Below are 23,082 nucleotides of genomic sequence, written 5' to 3' on the forward strand. Positions count from 1 at the left end.
ATTCCAGTACACTATGCCATACAGATAATTTACCATACAATAATGATTTTGTGTTCAAGAATTTTTTAAAAATTCAATTTTAGTATACTTTTTTATACTAAAAATATTACCTCTATCTGTTATTGCTACTATTAACACTTTCTAGGGCTCCTATGTTAAACTATTTCCATCAAAATTAGAAGAAGGCTGATTAATATGGACTTTGAGCAAATGAAAACAGAATTTATAAAACGTATTGATAACAAAGAACTTATAAATGCTACAATTAGTCAACCACGTCAAAAATCAAATGAAATTAAACGTGTTAAAATTAAACCTATTGAATTGAAAGGGAAATATCATATTCAAATTGAGTACCAATTTGAACGAGTTTTAAAACACGAAAATGTTTTATTAGAAAAGTTTTCTGAAGCATTTGAATTGTTATTACAACAGTTTCGTCAAATTCATGCTCAATTTATAGATGAGAACATCCAAATACAATTATCTAAAAAAAATAAAGTACTTTGGAAAGAAGAAAAATCAAAATCATCTAAGCAAGTCGACCTATCTCATAATCGCAAAAAGCAATATTTATTAGACGAGTCTACCCCCTACCCCTTCCTTATCCGCCTAGGTGTACAAACGGAAGATGGAAAAATCAAAAAACAAAAATATGATAAGTTCCGTCAAATCAATCGTTTTATTGAATTTATCGACGATTCATTAGCACATTTACCAAAAAATCGCCAAATCCGAATATTAGATTTTGGATCAGGCAAATCATATTTAACCTTTGCACTTTATCATTATTTAAAAGTGGAAAAGGGTCTAGATATACGAGTTACTGGACTTGACTTAAAAAAAGAAGTAATAGATGAATGTAATCGCATTGCACAGGATTTACATTATGAGCAGCTTGAGTTTTTAGTTGGAGATATAAATGATTATAATGATGAAACCTCTGTGGATATGGTAGTAACTTTACATGCTTGTGATGTTGCAACAGATATGGCGCTTGCCCGTGCAGTAAAATGGGGTGCTAAAGTTATACTAAGCGTTCCATGCTGTCAACATGAATTAAATCGACAACTGCAATCACCTGCTCTTGAAATAATGACTCAGCACGGCTTAATAAAAGAGCGATTTGCTTCGCTAGCTACAGATTCTATTCGCGCTGAAATTCTGTCGCTTGTTGGATATGATGCACAATTGTTAGAGTTTATTGACGTTGAGCATACTCCAAAAAATATTTTAATACGAGCATACTTCACAGGTAAAAAGCCAACAAGCGAGCAGCGTACACGCTATAATTCATTCATAGAATTTTTATCTGCGAAGCCATTTTTGCAAAATGAACTTCGTGAATATCTCTAAACAAAAACCGTAATAAATAAATTTTATTAGGCAAATATATAAGTATAGGAGCAATATACCTTTTATATATTTGTCTTTTTTATATTCAGATATTATTTTTTGAACATTATGTATATTACAGCAATGTAAATTTTGTATATTTCAATAGATATTTTATGTAGATTTTTTAATTATTTTGTTATGATATTCTATGTTTCAGTTTTAAATTTTAGTTAAAATTACACGTATACCAGGGGGCAATTCCATGTTTAGTTCAAAAAAATCAGATCCATTTTTCCTATCTTTACATAAGATAGCTGAAAATATGAGAGAAGGTATTCATTATGCTAGAGATTTCCGAATAGAATCAATAGCAGACTTAAAAGAACTTAGCGTAAAAATGAAAAAATATGAAACTGATGGAGATAAATTAATTCATGAACTAATCGTCATGCTTAATAAATCTTTTATGACACCAATTGAACGTGAGGATATTTTAGCGTTAGCAAACAAAATGGACGATGTACTAGACGGTGCAGAACATTGTATCGCACACTTTGAAATGTTCTCTTTTATAGACATAGATGAGTCAATGGAAAAGTTTTTAGACTTCATTTCGAAAAGTGCAGATGAAATAGTCGCAGCAACAGACCTGTTAAATAAAAAACATCTACTGGAAATGCGTAAACACATCATTCTAATTAAAGATTATGAACGCGAATGCGATGAAATTTCCCGTTCTTCTATTAAACAGTTATTCTTAAAAGAAAAAGATCCAATTCGTTTAATTAAAATGAGAGACATTTATGATCAACTAGAGGAAATTGCCGACTCATGCCAAGATGTAGCAAATACATTAGAAACAATTATTATGCGCAACGCATAAGATCAGGAGATTTTTAAATGGACACTATTTTATTTATCACAATATTAGTCGTAATCTTTGCTTTAGCTTTCGACTTTATTAACGGTTTCCATGATACTGCCAACGCTATCGCTACTTCCGTATCTACACGTGCATTACCTCCGCGAGTTGCTGTATTAATGGCTGCTATAATGAACTTCCTTGGAGCAATCACATTTGTAGGAGTGGCGAAAGCAATTGCAAAGGATATCGTTGACCCATTTGCTTTAAATGCTGGTCCAGATGATACTACTGGTACTATCGTTATTCTAGCAGCTTTAATTTCCGCAATTACTTGGAACTTGCTTACATGGTACTTCGGTATTCCGTCAAGTTCATCTCATACATTAATTGGTTCAATTGCAGGTGCTGCAATTGCCGCTGCTGGCTTTGGTATTTTAAATTATGGTGGATTTTCCAGTATTTTAATAGGTTTAATTGCATCGCCATTTATTGCTTTGGCAATAGGATTTTTATACATGTCCATATTTAAAGGCTTATTTAAAAATTTAAACCTTTATCGAACAAATAAGGGCTTTCGAACACTACAAGTTTTCACTGCAGCATTGCAATCCTTTACACATGGTACTAACGATGCTCAAAAAGCAATGGGAATTATAACAATGGCGTTAATCGCTGCGGGATTACAAACAGGCGATGAAGTTCAAGAATGGGTTCGAATTGCCTGTGCAATTGCGATGGGACTTGGTACATCAGTCGGTGGTTACAAAATTATTAAAACTGTGGGCGGTAAAATTATGAAAATCCGTCCAGTAAACGGAGCAGCAGCAGATTTAGCGTCCGCTTCCGTAATTTTTGGGGCTACATTAATCCATTTACCGGTTTCAACAACTCATGTTATTTCCTCAGCTATTATGGGTGTAGGTTCAGCACAGCGTGTTAAAGGAGTAAAATGGGGCGTTGCTCGTAAAATTGTACTGACATGGATTATTACAATGCCTATTTCAGCTCTAATGGCCGCTATTATTTACTCTATACTAAACTTATTCTTCTAGATTTTGCATGGTAAATAGGGATCTTAAGATTTAATTAAATGGGTCTAACCAGAAATATCCCTTTCTGGTCAGACCCCTTTTTAAATTTCAACTTTTATATGAAGTTAAAAATTGTGATGAAATCTGCGCAAATGTAACCGTATCTTCTACCTGTTTTGGTTCATATGTTGCAAAAAATACTTTAATGGCTATTACAACTAATAAACTGACTAAAAGTATAATTCCTATTAATGTAATTGCAGCCTTTTTCCCATTCATTTTAACTCTTCCCCTTTATTTTTTGGGCTTAAAGCCTTCTTCAAATAAATATTCTACCGCTGCTTCACGAGTACCAAAGGATTCTTCTAAATTATTTCGGAAATAAATATTCCAATTTCGCTTTTCATGAACTAGCTCTAATAATACACCTTCTCTAGAAGTCCAATTTTCTACAATCGGTGTTTCCATATCTTCAGACATATAGTCTATCGCATCTCGAATAATTTCTCTTAACGCTTGCTCATCGTATTCACGAATATTCACTAGCCCTTTTTCATTTGCTTCCTTCTCATATTTCAATAAATCTCCTACATACACAAACCCATTGCCGTTTGGATGTAATTTTTCAATAACAATTGTTTTTTCATGTAAACTATTCTCGAAATGATAGTTTAATCGGTTTAACGAAATCTCTTTTTTAGTTAGCTCTGGAAACGATTCAATAATATCTTGCTTTTGTTCAAATGATAGCATGGATGAACTCCTTTTCAATTCAATATACAAATACACTTTACACTAAAAAGAAACACAGTACACCCTTTTTTGGTATACTGCGTTATGCACTTATCAAACTGACTTTGTTGCAGCTTCTTTGATTTTTTTTCTTTCTTCATAAATGTTTTTAACAATAGCTTTTAACACAGCATAAGTTGGGATCGCAATAATAATCGCAATAAATCCTCCAATATTGCCTGCTGCAAGCACAATCGTAATAACCGTTAATGGATGCACATCTAATGATTTACCCATAATATTTGGTGTAATTAAGTTGCTTTCTAATTGCTGTGCAACGAGTGTAACTACACAAACCCAAATAACCAAAATAGGGTCTTGTATAAGCGCGACAACAATTGCTGGCGCAAGAGCAATCCACGGCCCTATAAAAGGAATCATATTCATAAAAAAGGCGAATATCGCAAGTAATAATGAATACTCAAGACCAATCAATAAGTACCCTATAAAAGTCATTAATGCAAGGATAAGACTGATTAGTACTTGTCCTTGTACATAGTTTCTTAATACATGATCAATATCAGCTAATGTTTCTTTTACCCATGTTCGTCTTTCGCCTGAAAAAATTTTATATATATTTGGTGCAAATTTTTCATGATCCTTTAACATGTATATAAAGAAAAATGGTACTAAAATTAATGTAAAAGTCGCAGAAACAGTACCACTCACAATGGTCACAACATACTTACTTCCTGCCATTGCAATATCCTGAATCGAACTTGATATCGAATCAATAAACTTTTCTACTTGCGGTGGAAGATTATCCTTATTTTCTAAAACGATGTCTGCTACATCCATAATCTTATCCTCAATATATGGTGCATTTTTTACTAAATTATTAACTTGTTCTGTAATAGGATTACCAATCATTAAAAGCAGCCCTGTTACGATGCCTGCCAATAACAGCAAAATCGTTGAAATACTTGCCCACCTAGGAGCTCCTTTTTTCTCCATAAATCGCTGTAACGGTTCTGATATATAATAAAGAACGCCGCCTAATAACATTGGAATAAATATCGTTTTAATAATGATAAAAATTGGATTCAAAATCCATCGAACTTCAATAACATATTTAATAATTAAAAGGGCAATTAATACACCCATTCCTACCTGGAACCATACTTTTTTTGTCATATAATATATTCACTCCTTTCCACATTGTACCATATATGCAACTTTCCTATTCACCCATTATATAACTATTTACGTTTTATATTAATTTTCATTTCGAGATAAGTCGATTCTGGTCACATTTTTTAGAGACGAAAGCGAAGCTGCTCGAGCCGTTGCATTCGAAGCACTCTACTGCAGTTATCGTGTATTTTCTAAACTAAAAAATGCCCATTTCCAATAAATGGGCAAATTCTTTTTAAATAATTATGACACTGCTACTTTTAGATTACTCTCTAATATTTTATAAACTTGTATCATCAATAGAATTTAAGTAGTTTTCAATTGCTTCGATAACAGATTGTATACATCCATTGTCAAACGGAGAGATTAAGCCTGCTTCTTTCACTAGCTTTGTAAATGGCAAAGAACCACCTAATTTGCAAAGATGAATATAGTCTTTCCATGCCGACTCAAAGTCTTCTCTAGACCGTTTCCAAAATTGCAATGCACAAACCTGTGCAAGTGTGTAATCTATATAATAGAATGGATTCGCATAAATATGTGCTTGACGCTGCCAAAAACCACCAGCTTCTAAATATTCATAGCCATCATAATCACGATGAGGCAAATATTTTTCTTCAATTTCCTTCCAGGCTTTTTTACGCTGTGCTGGTGACATAGCTGGATTTTGGTAAACAATATGTTGGAATTCATCAACTGCAACACCATATGGTAAAAATAATAATGCTCCACTTAGATGGGCAAATTTATATTTTTCCGTTTCTTCCTTAAAAAATAGCTCCATCCACGGCCATGTGAAAAACTCCATACTCATTGAATGAATTTCTGCTGATTCATAAGTAGGCCATAAATATTCCGGAATCCCAATATGTCGACTGGAGTACACCTGAAAAGCATGCCCTGCTTCATGTGTCAGCACATCAATATCTCCTGAAGTTCCATTAAAATTCGAGAAAATGAAAGGTGATTCATAGTTTTCAATAAATGTGCAGTATCCTCCACTTTCTTTCCCTTTCTTCGCCTCTAAATCCATCAATTCATGATCAATCATATAGTTGAAGAACTCACCTGTTTCAGTGGATAGCTCCTCGTACATTTTTTTGCCGTTTTCAACAATCCACGATGGCTCACCTTGAGGCTTTGCGTTTCCGGATAAGAAATTTAAGCCTTCATCATAAAACTTAAAGTCGCTTATACCAATTCTTTTCGCTTGCCGCTCATATAGTTTTGTTGCGATTGGAACGATCAATTTGTGAACTTGATCACGGTAATTTGCTACCATTTCTGCATCGTAATCAATACGGTTCATGTTTATATAACCGAGTTCTACGTAATCTTTGTAACCTAATGTTACCGCAATTTTATGGCGCAATTGAACAAGCTGATCAAAGATTTCATCGAATTTTTCAGTATTTTCGCTAAAGAAATTAAAACGAGCCTCCATCGCTTGCTTACGAACTTCCCTATCAGTTGATTCTGTATATGGTGTAAGTTGAGCAAGAGTTAGTATCTTCCCGTCAAATTCAATTTGTGCCGATGCAACTAATTTGCTATATTCGGAAATAAGTTTGTTTTCTTTTTGCATTAGTTCAATTACTTTTGGTGAAAAGCCTTTTATCTGATTTTCAGCTAATGCAAAAAGCTGTGTCCCCCATTTCTCCTCTAATTGCTTTCTAAATGGAGATTTAACGAGCTCTTTGTAATAATTAAAAACTATTTCTTCTACTTGCGGCGTAATGTCGTCTAAATAATCACGTTCAACTTGGTAGAATTCATCGTTCGTATCAATAGAAGCGCGGATATAAACTAAATTTGCCTGGGTGGAGAAATCATTGCGTAATGCATTAATTTGTTCAATTACTTTACTTTGAGAATCAACAGTATCAGCTTGTTTAAATTGCTCTAATAATACTCCTGCCTTCTTCTTCATCTCCTCCAAATTTGGACGTCTGTACTCATAATCTTTAAAAACAACCATCCATGACACCTCTTTCATTTTTCGAATCCGAAACTTTAATAATTATTATTCATGATATTATTTTAAAGCGCAATTATTCTGATAATCCGCTTGTAGTTTAATATAAAGAGCTCAAGCAGTTTCCCTTAGAACTGCTTGAGCTTACTTAGCGTACAGTAAATTGTTGTATGGATTCTTGTAAGGCAGATAATTCCAGCGATAAGTCTTTAGAGGATTCTGTTACAAGTTGAATTGCTTTTTGCTGTTCTTCCACTGATGCAGTAACCTCCTCAGCTGTCGCAGCATTCTTTTCACTAATTACAGCGATGTTTTCAATTGCACGAGTCATAATATTTTTAGATTCATTTAATTGATTTACACTTGATGATACATCTTCAATTGTAAGTATAATATTTTTAACTGCAGCTTCAATGTAAGTAAATGAGTTTTCTGTTTCAGTTACTGATTTATTTTGATCTTGTACAATGGAGTTCGTTTTAGACATTTCCTTTGTTACTACATCTGTCTCACTAACAATACCGCGCAGCGTATTGCGTACCAACTCGGTTGCTTCACTTGTTTGGTCAGCTAATTTCCGTACTTCTTCAGCAACAACGGCAAAACCTTTTCCATTTTCCCCAGCACGAGCAGCCTCTATGGAAGCATTTAATGCGAGTAAGTTTGTTTGATTTGAAATTTCAGTTATTGTACCTACAATTCCTTCAATTTCTTTTACTTTTAAGATTAAACTATCAATTACATTTTGCACCTTTATAATTAACTCATATGATTCATGAGAACGTTCTTTTAAGATAATTAAATTTTTCAATCCTTGTTCATTCGAGCTTCTCATAATTTTCGATGATTCTAACATGGATTCATTTTTCTCATGAAGCACCTCTATTTGTTTTGCGAATTCAATTGAAGTTCGGTTTGTTTCCTCCGTGTCCGAAGCTTGTTGTGTTGCTCCATCTGCCACTTCAGTTACTGCTTTTACAATATCCTCTCCATGAACAATTGTTTCTTCTGCTACAGAGGAAAGATTAGCTGATGTCGTTTGAATTTCAACAATTGTAGACTCTACACCTGAAATTAAATTTTTTAGCTGCTGTACCATATTGTTAAAGCCATTGTTTAATGCTCCAATTTCATCTTTTCGATTTAGATCCTGCAGCTCAACTGTTAAATTTCCTTTCGCCACTTCTCTTACTCTTTTTGATAGCTTCATTAATGGACGTGCTAAATGACGTGAGAACAGAATCGTAGCAAGACCGCCTATAATAATTGATACACCGATTGTTATTAATATAACTGTTAATAGTTGATTGGCTGCTGCATTAAAGTCTTGATTATATGTACCTGAAGCGATGATCCAGTTCCAATTTGGATCTAATTTTGAATATATTAATTTTGGCGCAACAGTGTCTTGTCCTGGAAGTTCAAATTCATAATAGGTAAAACCCCCACCCTCAATTGCACGGTCCTTTACTTCGCGAATGAAATACTGACCTGAGGTGTCTTGGTCATTCCAAAGATTATCTCCTTCTCTCGTTGGATGTCCAAGCAATGTGCCATCATGTCCTAAAATATAAATATAGCCATTCTCTCCTAAATCACCTGGGTAGGCAATTTTGCGAGTCCCATCCTTCTCCATTTCTCCTATAAGAGTCGTTTTCACTTGTTCTTGTGCTTCTTCTAGTGTAAGAGTACCATTTTCAACTTCCTGATTTACTGACTCTATCAGCTGCAACGAGGACTCCACACTATTTTTAATAATCGTTTCCCCTAATTCATCCATACTATTTTTTGCCTGAAAATAGCTAATGATTCCAATGGTTAAGCTAGGTACTAAAAAAAGTAAAAACGAAAAAACTAGTAATTTCCCCTTAATTGATTGCTTCATTTCTCCACCCCTAAGAGACCAATTTATTTATATTATTTTCTACTAATATTATACATATTTTTCATTTTTAACAATGCTGTATTAGTAGATTTTTATACTAAATTTCTGTTTGAAAACGTTTTTCTCAAAAAGTAACTTTTTAATAATTAATTTGTGAAGGACAACTTAGGTGAAAATTGTAGCATTTAACGACTTCTCCAAGGGTATTTTAAATATAAAAACACCCAGTAGTCCAACGACTACTGGGTGTTATTTACAATTTCAATATAAGATTTACTCTCCTAAATCCGCGTTATGATATACACGTTGAACGTCATCTAAATCTTCTAATGCATCGATCATTTTTTCGAACTTCGCTTTATCTTCACCAGATAATGCTACTTCTGTTTGTGGCAGCATTGTCAGTTCAGCAACTGTAAATTCCTCAATTCCTGCTGCTTTAAATGCTTCCTGAGCAGTATGGAATTGATCCGGCTCAGCATAAACAATTGTTACATCATCTTCTTCAAATACATCTCTTGCATCAACATCTGCTTCTAATAAGATTTCTAAAATTTCATCAGCAGATTTCCCTTCAATACCAAACACTGCAGTTGAATCAAACATGTATGTTACAGAACCACTTACACCCATGTTGCCGCCGTTTTTACCGAAAGCAGCACGAACGTCAGAGGCTGTACGATTTACGTTATTAGTAAGTGCATCAACAATAACCATCGTGCCGCCTACACCAAAGCCTTCATAGCGTAGCTCATCATAGTCTTCGCCGCCAGCACCTTTTGCTTTATCTATAGCTTTATCAATAATATGTTTTGGAACATTGTATGTTTTAGCACGTTCTAAAACTGCTTTTAATGCTGCATTTGACTCTGGATCTGGTTCACCTTTTTTGGCAGCTACATAAATTTCAGTACCAAACTTAGCATAAATGCGACTAGTATTTTTATCCTTCTCTGCCTTTTTATCTTTAATGTTATTCCATTTACGACCCATTGGATTCACTCTCTTTCAATTTTTTAATATATTAATTGAGGCATCGTATTAACTTAGTTAAATAAAGTAAATGAGACTGTAATATTATACACCAATATGAACAGAAAGAAAAAGGTCGGATATTCCTTATCCTATTTTTGGAATTACTTAAAAATGGATTGTATTTAAACGTAACGCTACATTGCTTCTATAATTTTCTTCAGCAAAGCTTCGCATCCTTCTGAAACTAAATCATAGGTTTCTTGGAAATCCCCAGTATAATATGGATCTGGAATATCTTTTTTGTGGGATGTTAAATCTAATAGGCGAAAAATTTTTGGATGTTCAGGCTGACCAAGCATTTCTCGAATATTATTTACATTGCTGCTATCCATCCCCACGATGTAATCAAAGGCTTCAAAATCATCATTCTTTAGTTGGCGGCTCTTCATGCCACTTGTTGAAATACCGTATTCCTTTAACTTTAACTGTGTTTTTCTATGTGGAGGTTCTCCAACATGCCAGGAGCTTGTCCCTGCTGAATCAACTTTGATTGCATCAGCAAGCCCTCTTTTCTCGATTAAGTCCCGCATAACTGCTTCTGCCATCGGAGAACGACAAATATTCCCTAAGCAAACAAAAAGCACACGAATCATATATTAATCCTCCAGAATTAAAGCACTCTCCATAATCGGAAAGTGCTTTACATTATTTTGTAATTTTTAATTTCAACTCTTCTGTTAAACGTGATAGCTCTTGTTCTAGATAATCAGTAGACTCATCACGTGCTTCTTTACCACCAGCAACCGTAAAAGGTTTGCCATAAATTAAATAGCCCTTTTGACGCTTAAATACCTCTCCTAAATTTCGAGGCCCAACATATGCTGCTGGAACTATTTGTGCTTTTGAAAGCTGTGCAATTGTGATGGCACCTTGTTTTAACTCTACATTTTCCGTTGAACGAGTACCACTAGGAAAAATACCAACCACTTTCCCCTCTTTAATCAATTGACGTGGTATTTTTATTACACTCGGACCTGGATTATCACGGTCAACAGGGAAAGCATTTAACCTTTTAATCAATGGACCCAACACTGTTATATCAAATAATTGCTTCTTAGCCATAAAATGAATTTGCCGCGGCATTAACGATACACCTAAATTAAAAATATCGACATAGCCATTATGTGTACAAGCAATAATATAGCCGCCTTCTTTAGGCAAATTTTGTTTTCCATAAACCTTTGCTTTTGCACCGTTCAACCATAAAAGAATACCGATCAGTCTTGCTCCAAAATTATATAACACTGCTACATTCCTACCTTTTATTTTACTATTAATACGTCATTTTTCATCTTTTTTAGTCGATATGTTTATTCTATTTCAAAATGCTTAGCCCATCAATTTAATTAGAAAGCTTGCCAACTAAAATTTCAAGATCAATGGTAATGTCATTCAGAGAAACTTCCTTTTGCAAATGCCATCCTAATGGAGTCATTTCAAGAAGCTTTGGAACTAGATGCGGCTCCAGCTCCATTGTGTACGTTATCCGCTCTTGCTCAACATTTGCAAAATGCTCTTTAAATCTTTCAACCGTTTGCTCATTTGAATAATTTTCCTTTTCAGAGCTTGCAAAGGCTTCTTTTCTTAATTCTTTTAAGTAGCCGGATTGGGGCACAACCTTAATTACTTTCCCATTCGGCTTTAATAATCGGCTAAATTCATCATAATTAGCTGGAGATAATATGTTTAGTATAATATCAAATGATTGTTCTTGATAAGGGCTGTTTGCTAAATCTCCTACACACCATATTTTATCTTCATAATATTTTGCTGCAGCTTGTATTCCTTCTTTTGATATATCAATACCCACAGCAAGTATTTGACGATTTAATAAGCTGCATATTTTTTCTAAATGTGAGCCCTCTCCGCAGCCAGTATCTAGTATTGCATCAGCTTGTTTCCCAATAAGGTTTGCGATTGCTTTTTGTATTGGTTCATATAATCCACTTGTTATAATTTCCTGACGCGATTGAAATAAACTTTTACTATACATTGAAGGTGAAGGCTTAATCATAAAATTCACATAGCCTTGTTTCGCAATATCAAACGAATGTTTTTTGGCACAAACAATGTGGCCATCATCTCCGACATTCATGCTGCTTTTACAGATTGGACAGGAGAAAAGTGATTGTTGCTCTTTCATATATAAAATGCTTGCAGTTCTTTTTGAAACTTTCCCCACGAAGAATACTCCTTTTTATTTTCTGTTAGTATCATATCATTCATTAACAAATAATGAAAAACTAAACAAATTCTTTAGATGGTTGTTTTTTAATTAAAATGACAAATAGACTTGCTATTAAACAAAATCCGCCAGCTAATAAAAAAGCCCACATGTAAGAATTAAAAACTTTATAAATAATACCCCCTGAAAACGCAGCTACCCCTGCTCCAACCTGGTGGGCTGCAGTTATCCAACCATACATCATAGCACTTTTTTCAATACCAAATTTTTGTCTTGTCAATCCAATTGTTGGCGGTACTGTAGCAATCCAATCTAGACCGTAAAATATTGAGAAGATGACAAGCCAAGTATAGGAGCCTTGCGCCAATGCAAATGGCAAAAATAATAGAGATACACCTCTTAAGGAATAATACCAAAATAACAGCCAACGATTATCAAAACGATCTGATAACCAACCCGAAATCGTTGTCCCAATTAAGTCAAATACGCCCATAAAAGATAACATAGATGCTGCGGTTACTAACGGTATTCCAAAGCTTATACAATATGAAATAAAATGTGTTCCTATTAGACCGCTCGTCGATAATCCACAAATAAAAAAACTTCCTGCAAGCAGCCAAAACTCCTTCACCTTTAGTCCTTCAAATAAAGAGGCAATTGCCATTTTAAAAGGGTTTTGTTGCTTAACTATCTTTGGTTCTTCTACAGCAATCTCTTCTTGGCCATATGGCATAATGCCGATATCTTTTGGCCAACTTTTCATAAACATTGCAATAAGTATAAGCATGGCAATACTCAAAACAAAAATTAATGCAATTGCCGTACGCCAAGAATAATTTTCGACAAAGCTTGCTAGTACAGGAAGTAGAATTAATTGTCCAGTTGCTGTTGCCGCTGTTAAAATACCAACAGCCAACCCTCTTCTTTTAACAAACCACCGATTTGCAACTTGTGTACTTAATACAGTTAAAAACAAACCAGAACCAACACCAAGCATGACACCCCAAATTAAAATCAGCTGCCATTCACTTTTCATAATAAAGGTAAACCCAAGTCCAATTGATAAGATGGACATTGAATAAAGCATCATTCTTTTCAAACCAAATACATCAACAAATGCCGCCATAAACGGCCCCGAAAACCCATATAAAAATAAACATAAAGCGAAAGAGAAAGAAATCGTTGGGCGATCCCAACCAAACTCTGTTTCAAAAGGATCAATAAAAATTCCCGAGGAAGAACGAATAATCCCTGCAACGATAATAGTAATAAAAGTAATTGATAAAATTACCCAGCTAAAATGTATTTTTCTCATTTATCCACCTTAAAATTTGTTTTTCTCTATTGTACATGAACTATATTTATTAATTCATTGAAATTTCAGAAGAAAGGCACATAGCTTAAAGATTCCCTGCATCAGTTTAAACACTTGCATCCATGACCCGTTTTTTGTAAGCACAATTAATTATCAATAGGAGGGTAGCACTCGACTTAAAAAGTTGGGTGTTGGAGCTAAACAATTTTCAACAAATTTATCCTTATTAATAATCGAGTAGAGGAAAAATAAGTTGACTTATTTTCGCCCCTCTCACAACACCGTACGTACGGGTCTCGTATACGGCGTTTCAATTTATATCACAGTGTGAACTTCTAAGTAACGTTCTAAAGCAGAGGGTATTCCCCTCTGCTTTAGTCTTTTATTAGAGATTGCTCTATGAACAACTTTCGATAATCCGATAAATCGATAACCTTTCCTACAGAATGTTAAGCCTTTGGCTTCTTCTTCGGGTATACCTAATTGGATTAGCGACCTTATCTGTCTTCTTGGTACCTTCCATTGTTTCCAAATGATTACCCTTATTCTTGAGCGTAGTTTCTTATCAATTTTACGCATAGCCGTTTTCATGTTTGCAGTTCTAAAATAATTTACCCAACCAAATATTACTTGTTTTAGTTTCAGTATTCGGTAGTCTAACGGAATGCTCCAGTTTCGTTTTGTTAGTTGTCGAAGTTTCCTTTTAAATTTCTGTACTGAAATTGGATGTGGTCGGACTTGATATTTCTTATCTTTTGAATCGTAGTAATATCCAAACCCCAAAAATTTCAAGTCTTTTGGACGAGCGATTTTACTCTTTTCTGTATTGACAATCAACCCTAATTTCTTTTCTATAAATTTCACGACTGATTCCATTACTCTGTTTGCAGCTTTCTCACTCTTCACAAAGATAAGAACGTCATCCGCATATCTCACGAATTGGAGTCCTCTATTTTCTAGTTCCTTGTCCAGTTCATTCAACATTATGTTACTTAGCAGTGGGCTAAGGTTTCCTCCTTGTGGGGTTCCAATCGGTGTTTCTTCATATTTCCCCTTTACCATGACCCCACTGACCAAGTATTTTCTTATTAAAGAAATGACATCTCCATCATCGATTGTTTTGGATATAATTCGCATGAGTTTATCATGGTTGACTGTGTCGAAAAATCTTTCAAGGTCAATGTCCACTATCCAATCATATCCATCGTTCAGAAATTCGAGGCTTTTTATGATTGCCATCTCACAACTTCTATTTGGTCTAAAACCGTAACTGTATTCACTGAACTCTTTTTCAAATATCGGACTGAGTACTTGATGAATTGCCTGTTGAACTACCCTATCCACTACTGTTGGTATTCCCAGTTTGCGCATCTTTCCATTTTCTTTTGGGATTTCCACTCGTAAGGCAGCTTGTGGTTGGTATTTTTTGGTTCTGATGCGCTGACGTAGCTCATCCTTGTTCTCTTTCAGATACTTTTTAAGTTCATCAACCGTTATTCCGTCGACTCCACCTGCACCTTTATTTTTATAGACACGTAAGTAGGCTTCATTCATATTTTGATTGCTTAGAATCTTTTCTAATAGTTGCACACTCGTTTCTCCTTTCCTCTTACGTAGTAAGTAATATCTCCATTTTGGTTATCATTTGAGATACGCTCATACTTTCACCATTAACACATTCGGAGTCCGTTACTTACGCATTTGTGGCGTTGAAACACTATAAATTGTTCAGCCCTTCATGACCAAAGGTCATTACTATGGCTTCTGCTGACTTCTTGCGACTAACCGTTTTCGACTGTAACTATGTACATCCGCAAGACCTCCCAGGGTAAGACAACTATCTTTCCTCTTTTACTCGCCTGATTTACTCTGCAAAGTTACGCACATCTTTTGGACTTTAACTTGTTATGGAGTCTTATCCCTTTGTAGAGCCTTGGTATCAGATTTCTGTTCGTCGAGCCAAGATTTTATTCCACGCTTCCTCCAGCCCTTATCTCGCGATAAGTACCTTGCGCTTCCTTAGTGGTTGGTCGATGTGTACCTCCACAGTGGACTTTCACCACCTAGATAGTTGCCATGCCTGGCACACATAAAAAACCGAGTCTATAAGGCCCGGTATAATTAGGAAGAAAGATTTTAAGTTTTTATAGTAAACAAAAATTATGCCTTTAGATGTAAATCCAACAGTCTCAATCTCCTACACGAAATTAAACTAGTTATACTTTATTTAATTAGCAGTTATATTGTTAATAGAAGGCTGCTTTTTATTTTCTTTAAAACTCACGTATTTTTCTAATGCATTATAAATTTTATTAATTTCTTCCGTTGTTATTTTTTTATCCAAATCATTTTTCCAATAATTTTTTAATTCTTTTACTTTAACAACATCAACATTTTGTGAATGGATTTCGATCTTATTAAAGGAACAGTTGTCGTTAAAAACAATTAAGGACTGGAAATGACCCCTTGCTAAGTTTGGAAGTACTTCCTTTAAATCCAAAATTGCAAGTTTAGTATCAATAATTGGATTATTAAACTTAATTAATTTATCTTTATGTAAAGCTTGTGCCCATAAGGAATCTTGTTCCCTTCCAAAAATCCAGCCTCCAAGATTCTTTATATCTGTTACGAATATACCGGCTTCGTGGAGTATTACCATATCAACATTTCTGTTATTAGGGAGAACTAAGTTAAATAAAATCTTATAATTGTCACTTTCTTTTGGCAAAGCCCGGACAATTTTATATAAGGATTTTATTTTTTTATCCGTCCACAGATCAATAAACGTATACCCTGTCGTTTTGCTAAACGGGCTATTCTCATACATATATAATGCAAACAAAAATAAGATTCCAATAATAATTGCAATAAATAAAATTGAAATTGCCATCTGTCTCACCCTCATTCATTTTCCATTATTTTTAATTGTAGCAAAACTATTCAGTATTAGACATATTATTTTGGTCTCTACCTATTTTAAGAAGGTATTCAGTCGAATAAAAACGAATGATTGATATATAGGTCATTTCCTGGGAAATCACCTTGATTCAACGCTGATTATGTTCTTTACAAACTGTTAATTAGCTAATAAGAATACAGTTTATTTACAATTGAGGTGTATTTAAATGAATAAGAAAATGTTTTTTGTCCTTCTTACTATCGTTATCATTTTAGGCTGTTCTATGTTTTTATATAAAAATGCTGAAAAGAGTGATTCACAAATAGCTAATGAGTCTGAAACTAAAGTTGAGGACTATTCACCTGTCCTTCTTGAAGATATCTTTACTCAATCGAAACAGGGAAAAATCCTGAACGCACCATTTATCGCAGGAAAAACGAATTTAGAGGAAGTAATTGAATTGTGGGGTAATCCAAATGTGATTGACAATACTTCAGTTGGGGATTATTCAGATTATATTTCATACGAAGCAACAATCGGTTCGGTCAATTCAGTTGTAGTTGATGTTCGTTCTTATAAATCTGATTTAAATACAATTCGTTTAAAGGATATCGAAGCTTTTGCCGGCAAGCCGGATAAAATAACATATTACCAAGATAAAAATAATGATCAAATCATACTAATTTACAATGTTAGTTTAACATACCAATTAAAATGGATATTGCCGCGTCCAACAGAAAGTGAACCAAATCCAAAAGTACATCATATTTCTGTTTTATCCCAAAATAATTTAATGATACAACAAATACAAAATAAAATTTCAAAGATGACTTTAGAAGAAAAAATAGGTCAAATGATTTTTACAGGCATCTCAGGAAAGACCCTCAATGAAAATGATTTGTCGTTAATTAATGAATATAAAGTTGGAGGCATTATTTTTTTTAAAGGGAATTTAGTATCAACAAATCAAACACTTAATTTACTAAATGAAATTAAATCAGTTAATGAAAAAAATGATTTCCCTTTATTTTTAGGCATTGATGAAGAAGGTGGGCGCATTTCAAGACTGCCTAAAGAATTGATTGGCATCCCTTCAAGTAAAAAAATAAGTGAGTCGAATGACGTATTTTTTGCCCATGATATTGGCAAAATACTTGGAAAAGAATTATCTGCTTTTGGTTTTAATTTAAACTTTGCACCAGTATTAGATGTAAATAGTAATCCGAAAAATCCTGTAATTGGTGATCGGTCATTTGGAGACAACCCTGATATAGTTAGTTCCTTTGGTATAGAGGTTATGAAAGGATTGCAGTCACAGAATATTATTTCTGTTGTAAAACATTTCCCTGGACACGGAGATACTGCCGTAGATTCACATTTAGACTTGCCTGTAGTAAATAAATCATTAGACCAACTTAAGAAACTTGAGCTTATTCCTTTTAAAAAGGCTTTTGCCGAAGGAACCGATGTTGTAATGGTTGCCCATATTCTTCTTCCAAAAATTGATTCAACATTCCCATCATCTATGTCTAAAGAGATAATTACGGGAATTTTAAGAGAACAACTTAATTTTGATGGAGTAGTCATTACAGATGATTTAACAATGAAGGCAATTACAAATAACTATGATATTACAGCAGCTGCTGTTAACTCTGTAAAAGCGGGCAGTGATATTATCTTAATCGCTCACGATTATCATAATGTCATTTCTAGTTTTCAAGCATTAAAAAAAGCTGTAGAAAGCGGAGAAATATCAGAAGAAAGAATTGATGAAAGTGTAACACGAATTCTTCAATTAAAAGAAAAATATAAAATCGATAACTCAAAAGTAAATAAAATTAATATTGAGGAATTAAATCGTACCATTAATAAAGTTCTTAACAAATATAATTCATAAAAATAGATATAATGTAAATAATAACGATAGTCTTTCACACACCTATAGAAGACGGAGGTTTTTACTGTGGATATCATTGAAGAAAAAGCAATTCCTGCATTTCTTGAATCGAATGAGCTGATTTATGAACTAGAAAGCCTTGATGTTTATAACAATATCATCTTTCCTGTTCAAGCAAAGGAATACGATATCGATCCACAAGTAGAGGTACCGTATGACATAACAAAAGAAAAGAATGCACAAAAAAGTGTAGATGAAGGACATTCTCCTTGGAGATTAGATCCTCTTATGACAACTCAAGTATTTGTTAGTTTGCAGGTTTCGCCTGGTGGTATAGAAGGAGACTATCCTATCGAGATTGGCAATTTAAAATTACTGTATAGTACAGATGAAATTGCTGTCGTAGAAGTGAATGATGAGGATACACCAATCAACATTGTCTATTTGAAACGTTTAATCAGACAGGATCCAACAGGGATTTGGACAGTAATTGGTTACGATCAATTAGATAAATAGCCTATTATTAAAATTTTAAAAGGAGAACTCCACTACGGAATTCTCCTTTTAAAATACTAATTAACACAAGTTACTCTATAGGAGGTATATCCTCGATTGAATCGATATCCATATATTTTGGAACTACCATGCCAATCTTGGCACCTATTAAGTTTTCACCTAAATCGATAATGTCATCCTTATATTGTTCATAGAAAGAAGCATGTGTTGCAGGCAACCATGGAGCAACCGATACATCACCTTCACCCGAAGCAATTGCCTGGAACATAATCACTGGATCGACTGGTGTTAATGTTACCTTATAGCCTTGTTGCTCTAATATTGTTTTCATCACATTACCGGAAGCACGTTCAGTATCCCAAGGTGTTGATACTAATTCAATCTCTTTTCCATCTACCTTTTCCGTGCCTTCTGTCCATTCAGCAACTTTATCTTGATTTTTTTCTACCCAATTTTTTGCTGCCTCTTCAAAAGAAATATCTTGTGCGGCAAACATCACTTCTTCCATATCTTTCGGTTCCCAATAAAATCGATCAACAATTTTATATGCATCTGGCATGTCCTCTTCGAAACCTTTTCTTACAATTGTGTTGATATTTTCAATTCCTCCAAATGTACCTTTTGGATCTTCTAAATATTTTAAATCATAATTAACAAACATCCAGTGTGGAGTCCAACCTGTTATAATAATTGGTTCCTCATTATTTATCGCTTTATCCAGAGAAGATAACATTCCTGCAGTGGAGCTTTCTATAAGTTCCCAGCCCTTTAGATTTTCATATTCCTCTAAAGTGTTTCTAGCAAGCTCCGTCGTTCCTGCTCCAGGTTCTATTCCTGTAATCGTATAATTTAATTGTTCACCTAAATTCGCAGGATCCCCTTCGGCATTCCCACTACCCTGTACATTTTTCGATCCTGCTTCGCTACCACAGCCAGTTAATAGTAAAGCGACAGATAAACCAAGCATTGTTTTCAGTAATTTTAATTTCCTCAATTTTCTATCTCCTTAAAATTTAAGGAGTTATCTAAAATTTAGATAACTCCTTTTATTTTTTAGCAATGTTAATATTCTTAACATCCATTAATATAGAATTCTTATTAGAAATTAATGATTCAAACCTAGCTTATTCTACACTTTCTGTCCATTCAGCTACTTTATCTGGGTTTTCTTGTACCCATTTTGCAGCTGCTTCTTCTGGGTCAGTGCCGCCGTTTATTTCAAGCATTACAGCTTCAATATCTTCTGTTGTCCAGTGGAATGCATCTAATACTTTATAAGCTTCAGGCATTTCTTCCTCTAATCCTTGGCGAGCAAATGTATTAATTGTTTCTTCTCCACCAAATACACCTTTAGGATCTTCTAAATATTTCAAATCATAAGATGAGAATTTCCAGTGTGGAGACCAGCCTGTAACAATTACTTCTTCTTCATTTTCAATTGCTTGCCCTAATGCAACAGTCATTGCACCAGAAGAAGATGGTAGCAATTCCCAATCCGCTAAGTTTTCATATTCTTCTAAGGCTTGTTCTGTTGCAGCCATAACACCTGCACCAGGTTCAATACCTGTAATTGCCTTGTTTGCTTCATCTGTTAAATCTTCAATTGAATCGACATCCATATAAGAAGGCACTACTAAGCCAATTTTAGCACCTGTTAAATTTTCGCCTAGCTCAACTAGACTGTCTTTATATTGTTTATATTGTGCAGCATGTGTATTTGGCAGCCAGCCAGCCACCATTGCATCTGCCTCACCATTAGCAACTGCTTCCCACATAATTGCGTTATCTAATGGAGTTAATGTAACATCATAGCCTAAATCTTCTAATACTTTCCCTACAACATGTGTCGAAGCTACTTCAGTATCCCATTCAACATATGCTAAGTTAATTTCCTTAGATTCTTCTTTTGCTGCTCCATTCGAATCACCTGTTGATTCAGAAGCATTTTCACCTTCATTAGCACCACCGCATGCTGCTAATATTGCACCCATACCAAGCACTAAGCCCATCATTTTTAATTTTTTTAAGTTCATCCAATCTCCCTTTCTATTTTTATTTCTTTTTATTCAAGCTTTGCGTTAAACGATCAACAATAATAGCAAAGATTACTAGACTAAGTCCCGCAACAAAACCATTGCCTACTTGAGCACGTTGCAAAGCAGATAATACTTCTCGACCTAAACCAGGAGCACCAATCATTGAAGCAATAACTACCATCGATAAAGATAACAGTACGGTTTGGTTAATACCTGCCATAATTGTAGATTTTGCTAGTGGCAATTCAACTTTTATAAGTTTTTGCCATCCAGTACTACCATAAGAATCAGCAGCTTCTACTAATTCTCTTGGTACTTGTCGTATTCCTAAGTTAGTAAAACGAACTGTCGGTGGCAAAGCGAAAATAACTGACGCAAAAACACCAGGTACAACTCCAATACCAAAAAAAGCAACAGCCGGTATTAAATATACAAAACCAGGCATTGTTTGCATGAAATCTAATATAGGTTTGACAATTGCTTCTGCAATTGAACTTTTCGACATTAAAATACCAAAAGGAATACCTATAATAATTGCGATAATACTTGCAAATATGACAAGCGTTATCGTATTCATTAACTCTTCCCATAAACCTTGGTTATATATAAATAACAACCCTATTATTGAGAATACTGCTAATCCAAATTTCTTTCTCGTTGCAAAAAACGCTATAAGCGCTATAAGAATAATAAATACAACCGGTGGAACAGCAATGAGTATATCTGTAATAAACTCCATTGCTGTTTTGCCGCCACTTTGAACAAATTCAAATAGCGATGAAAAATTTCCAGTTAACAAGTCCATAAAGCTCTCAACTGCATCTGCAACAGGTAAGCTAGGAATACTATCCAGCATCTTACTCATCCTTATTCACCCCCTCAGAATTAGAAGCAAGTGATTGGATAACAACGCCTCTTATTAATACCCCAGCAAGTTTATTTTCATTTACAACTGCAATAGGTGTCGGTGATTCGGAAATGAGACCTAATACATCTTGAATAAGCATATCTGGTGGTACTGTTGGCATATCTGTTTTTAAGAAACCGACCACGCTTTTTTCACCGCGTTTTGATGCCTCCAGTGCATCATCCGCAGTAATATAACCTTTAAACTCTCTCTTTTTGTCAACGGCAAGCAATACACTTACCTCTTCTTCACGCATACGTTGCAAAGCCACTTTCGGTCCATCCATCTCAATATTTACTGAGATTGGGCGTATCATTGCATTTTCCACTGTTAGCACTTTTGAACGGTCAACATCTTCAAGGAAAGTCTTAACATAATCATTCGCGGGATTAGTTAAAATTTCTTCCCCTGTTCCAACTTGGATGATTTTCCCATCTTTCATTAGTGCGATGCGGTCTCCAATACGTAAAGCTTCATTTAGATCATGCGTTATGAAAATAATTGTCTTTTTAAGTTTTTGTTGTAAATCTAATAGTTCATCTTGCATGTCTTTTCGTATTAATGGATCGAGCGCAGAAAAAGCTTCATCCATTAACAAAATATCAGGGTCATTTGCTAATGCTCTTGCTAAACCAACACGTTGCTGCATACCACCTGAAAGCTGGTTCGGATATTGATCCTTATATGGTAATAATCCCGCATTTTCTAAAGCCTTTTCTGCTTTCAATCGTCGTTCTTCTTTTGAGATGCCGCGTACCTCTAATCCATATTCGGTATTTGCTAATACTGTTCGCTGTGGAAATAAACCGAAGTTTTGAAACACCATGCTCATTTTTTCACGTCTAATTTTTCTGAGCTGTTGTTTGTTCATTTTGGAGATGTTTTCGTTATCTATGTAGATACTGCCACTAGTAGGTTCGATGAGGTGATTTAATAATCTAACCAATGTTGACTTACCACTGCCTGAAAGACCCATAATAACAAATATTTCACCTTCATTAACTGTGAAGCTTGCATCATAAACGCCTATCGTAGCACCTGTTTGTTTTAATATTTCAGTTTTACTTTGTTTTTGCTCGACAAGCTTCAAGGCATTGCCAATATGCTTACCGAAAATTTTCGTAACATGTTCTACTCTAATTTTCTCCATACCATACTCCTTTCCAATTATTTTCATAGATATATCAATAAGATTACAACAAAGTGACAACCTAATCGTAACAAAAGGTTGTTACTTGTGTCAAATATCCAATATATGTATCTTCTAGAAAA

Annotated in this window: 21 protein-coding genes; 5 read left to right on the forward strand and 16 right to left on the reverse strand. The window is 34.5% G+C overall.

Annotation, left to right across the window (positions count from 1 at the left end; genetic code table 11):
- The first annotated feature begins 195 nt into the window (after positions 1–195).
- From MKY04_RS20135 to MKY04_RS20145, 3 genes are all read left to right on the forward strand, one after another.
- Positions 196–1,356, forward strand: a complete 1,161-nt coding sequence (locus MKY04_RS20135) for an SAM-dependent methyltransferase (protein WP_346235035.1) — start codon at positions 196–198, stop codon at positions 1,354–1,356.
- 244 nt (positions 1,357–1,600) lie between these two features.
- Positions 1,601–2,221, forward strand: coding sequence for a DUF47 domain-containing protein (locus MKY04_RS20140; RefSeq protein WP_126293380.1), 621 nt, complete (start codon positions 1,601–1,603; stop codon positions 2,219–2,221).
- 17 nt (positions 2,222–2,238) lie between these two features.
- Positions 2,239–3,255: an inorganic phosphate transporter gene (locus tag MKY04_RS20145; RefSeq protein WP_126293382.1), complete on the forward strand. Its 1,017-nt coding sequence runs from the start codon at positions 2,239–2,241 to the stop codon at positions 3,253–3,255.
- An 87-nt stretch (positions 3,256–3,342) separates the two neighbouring features.
- On the opposite strand, the gene MKY04_RS20150 is transcribed toward MKY04_RS20145, so the two are convergent.
- The 12 genes from MKY04_RS20150 to MKY04_RS20205 form a co-directional block, all read right to left on the reverse strand.
- Positions 3,343–3,513, reverse strand: coding sequence for a hypothetical protein (locus MKY04_RS20150; protein ID WP_185807648.1), 171 nt, complete (start codon positions 3,511–3,513; stop codon positions 3,343–3,345).
- Positions 3,514–3,528: 15 nt separating this feature from the next.
- On the reverse strand, positions 3,529–3,987 hold the full coding sequence (locus tag MKY04_RS20155) for a hypothetical protein (protein ID WP_126293383.1): 459 nt from the start codon (positions 3,985–3,987) through the stop codon (positions 3,529–3,531).
- 93 nt (positions 3,988–4,080) lie between these two features.
- A complete protein-coding gene (locus MKY04_RS20160; RefSeq protein WP_126293385.1) occupies positions 4,081–5,160 on the reverse strand; it encodes an AI-2E family transporter in 1,080 nt (359 codons plus the stop codon).
- Positions 5,161–5,440: 280 nt separating this feature from the next.
- Positions 5,441–7,138, reverse strand: coding sequence for a M3 family oligoendopeptidase (locus tag MKY04_RS20165; RefSeq protein ID WP_346235036.1), 1,698 nt, complete (start codon positions 7,136–7,138; stop codon positions 5,441–5,443).
- A gap of 145 nt (positions 7,139–7,283) precedes the next feature.
- Positions 7,284–9,020, reverse strand: coding sequence for a methyl-accepting chemotaxis protein (locus MKY04_RS20170; protein WP_346235037.1), 1,737 nt, complete (start codon positions 9,018–9,020; stop codon positions 7,284–7,286).
- A gap of 273 nt (positions 9,021–9,293) precedes the next feature.
- The gene (locus tag MKY04_RS20175; protein WP_346235038.1) at positions 9,294–10,013 is read right to left on the reverse strand and encodes a YebC/PmpR family DNA-binding transcriptional regulator; all 720 of its coding nucleotides are present in this window, start codon (positions 10,011–10,013) and stop codon (positions 9,294–9,296) included.
- 176 nt (positions 10,014–10,189) lie between these two features.
- A complete protein-coding gene (locus MKY04_RS20180; RefSeq protein ID WP_126293389.1) occupies positions 10,190–10,648 on the reverse strand; it encodes a low molecular weight protein-tyrosine-phosphatase in 459 nt (152 codons plus the stop codon).
- A gap of 52 nt (positions 10,649–10,700) precedes the next feature.
- Positions 10,701–11,300 carry a lysophospholipid acyltransferase family protein gene (locus MKY04_RS20185; RefSeq protein ID WP_246020190.1) on the reverse strand — a complete coding sequence of 200 codons (600 nt, stop codon included), beginning with the start codon at positions 11,298–11,300 and terminating at the stop codon, positions 10,701–10,703.
- 97 nt (positions 11,301–11,397) lie between these two features.
- Positions 11,398–12,237: a methyltransferase domain-containing protein gene (locus tag MKY04_RS20190; protein WP_246020192.1), complete on the reverse strand. Its 840-nt coding sequence runs from the start codon at positions 12,235–12,237 to the stop codon at positions 11,398–11,400.
- A gap of 61 nt (positions 12,238–12,298) precedes the next feature.
- On the reverse strand, positions 12,299–13,555 hold the full coding sequence (locus MKY04_RS20195) for an MFS transporter (protein ID WP_346235039.1): 1,257 nt from the start codon (positions 13,553–13,555) through the stop codon (positions 12,299–12,301).
- A 315-nt stretch (positions 13,556–13,870) separates the two neighbouring features.
- Positions 13,871–15,145, reverse strand: coding sequence for a group II intron reverse transcriptase/maturase (gene ltrA, locus MKY04_RS20200; RefSeq protein WP_346235040.1), 1,275 nt, complete (start codon positions 15,143–15,145; stop codon positions 13,871–13,873).
- 637 nt (positions 15,146–15,782) lie between these two features.
- The gene (locus MKY04_RS20205) at positions 15,783–16,445 is read right to left on the reverse strand and encodes a nuclease-related domain-containing protein (protein WP_185807649.1); all 663 of its coding nucleotides are present in this window, start codon (positions 16,443–16,445) and stop codon (positions 15,783–15,785) included.
- 235 nt (positions 16,446–16,680) lie between these two features.
- Here MKY04_RS20205 and nagZ point away from each other — a divergent pair, with 235 nt between their 5' ends.
- Positions 16,681–18,351, forward strand: coding sequence for a beta-N-acetylhexosaminidase (gene nagZ / locus MKY04_RS20210; RefSeq protein WP_346235041.1), 1,671 nt, complete (start codon positions 16,681–16,683; stop codon positions 18,349–18,351).
- Positions 18,352–18,417: 66 nt separating this feature from the next.
- Positions 18,418–18,867 carry a hypothetical protein gene (locus tag MKY04_RS20215; protein WP_126293393.1) on the forward strand — a complete coding sequence of 150 codons (450 nt, stop codon included), beginning with the start codon at positions 18,418–18,420 and terminating at the stop codon, positions 18,865–18,867.
- A 70-nt stretch (positions 18,868–18,937) separates the two neighbouring features.
- Here the strand turns inward: MKY04_RS20215 and MKY04_RS20220 are convergent, their stop codons facing one another.
- The 4 genes from MKY04_RS20220 to MKY04_RS20235 all read right to left on the reverse strand — a co-directional run bounded on the left by MKY04_RS20220 (position 18,938) and on the right by MKY04_RS20235 (position 22,960).
- On the reverse strand, positions 18,938–19,861 hold the full coding sequence (locus tag MKY04_RS20220) for a glycine betaine ABC transporter substrate-binding protein (RefSeq protein ID WP_346235042.1): 924 nt from the start codon (positions 19,859–19,861) through the stop codon (positions 18,938–18,940).
- 130 nt (positions 19,862–19,991) lie between these two features.
- Complete coding sequence (locus tag MKY04_RS20225; RefSeq protein WP_346235043.1) at positions 19,992–20,900, reverse strand: glycine betaine ABC transporter substrate-binding protein; 909 nt, start codon at positions 20,898–20,900, stop codon at positions 19,992–19,994.
- Positions 20,901–20,919: 19 nt separating this feature from the next.
- Positions 20,920–21,768 (reverse strand): ABC transporter permease, encoded by an 849-nt coding sequence (locus MKY04_RS20230; RefSeq protein WP_126293395.1) that lies wholly within the window; start codon positions 21,766–21,768, stop codon positions 20,920–20,922.
- On the reverse strand, positions 21,761–22,960 hold the full coding sequence (locus tag MKY04_RS20235; RefSeq protein WP_126293396.1) for a quaternary amine ABC transporter ATP-binding protein: 1,200 nt from the start codon (positions 22,958–22,960) through the stop codon (positions 21,761–21,763). Before MKY04_RS20235 ends, MKY04_RS20230 begins: the two co-directional genes overlap by 8 nt.
- Positions 22,961–23,082: the final 122 nt, after the last annotated feature.

Source organism: Lysinibacillus telephonicus, from assembly GCF_039654155.1.
In the GTDB taxonomy this organism is placed as follows: domain Bacteria; phylum Bacillota; class Bacilli; order Bacillales_A; family Planococcaceae; genus Ureibacillus; species Ureibacillus telephonicus.

Excerpts from the sequence above, each read along its gene's own strand:
- MKY04_RS20175 (WP_346235038.1), bottom strand. The coding sequence starts at position 10,013 with ATGGGTCGTAAATGGAATAACATTAAAGATAAAAAGGCAGAGAAGGAT.
- MKY04_RS20155 (WP_126293383.1), bottom strand. The coding sequence starts at position 3,987 with ATGCTATCATTTGAACAAAAGCAAGATATTATTGAATCGTTTCCAGAG.
- MKY04_RS20160 (WP_126293385.1), bottom strand. The coding sequence starts at position 5,160 with ATGACAAAAAAAGTATGGTTCCAGGTAGGAATGGGTGTATTAATTGCC.
- MKY04_RS20140 (WP_126293380.1), top strand. The coding sequence starts at position 1,601 with ATGTTTAGTTCAAAAAAATCAGATCCATTTTTCCTATCTTTACATAAG.
- MKY04_RS20205 (WP_185807649.1), bottom strand. The coding sequence starts at position 16,445 with ATGGCAATTTCAATTTTATTTATTGCAATTATTATTGGAATCTTATTT.
- MKY04_RS20135 (WP_346235035.1), top strand. The coding sequence starts at position 196 with ATGGACTTTGAGCAAATGAAAACAGAATTTATAAAACGTATTGATAAC.
- MKY04_RS20195 (WP_346235039.1), bottom strand. The coding sequence starts at position 13,555 with ATGAGAAAAATACATTTTAGCTGGGTAATTTTATCAATTACTTTTATT.
- MKY04_RS20225 (WP_346235043.1), bottom strand. The coding sequence starts at position 20,900 with ATGAACTTAAAAAAATTAAAAATGATGGGCTTAGTGCTTGGTATGGGT.
- MKY04_RS20230 (WP_126293395.1), bottom strand. The coding sequence starts at position 21,768 with ATGAGTAAGATGCTGGATAGTATTCCTAGCTTACCTGTTGCAGATGCA.
- nagZ (WP_346235041.1), top strand. The coding sequence starts at position 16,681 with ATGAATAAGAAAATGTTTTTTGTCCTTCTTACTATCGTTATCATTTTA.
- MKY04_RS20235 (WP_126293396.1), bottom strand. The coding sequence starts at position 22,960 with ATGGAGAAAATTAGAGTAGAACATGTTACGAAAATTTTCGGTAAGCAT.
- MKY04_RS20170 (WP_346235037.1), bottom strand. The coding sequence starts at position 9,020 with ATGAAGCAATCAATTAAGGGGAAATTACTAGTTTTTTCGTTTTTACTT.
- MKY04_RS20165 (WP_346235036.1), bottom strand. The coding sequence starts at position 7,138 with ATGGTTGTTTTTAAAGATTATGAGTACAGACGTCCAAATTTGGAGGAG.
- MKY04_RS20150 (WP_185807648.1), bottom strand. The coding sequence starts at position 3,513 with ATGAATGGGAAAAAGGCTGCAATTACATTAATAGGAATTATACTTTTA.
- MKY04_RS20180 (WP_126293389.1), bottom strand. The coding sequence starts at position 10,648 with ATGATTCGTGTGCTTTTTGTTTGCTTAGGGAATATTTGTCGTTCTCCG.
- MKY04_RS20145 (WP_126293382.1), top strand. The coding sequence starts at position 2,239 with ATGGACACTATTTTATTTATCACAATATTAGTCGTAATCTTTGCTTTA.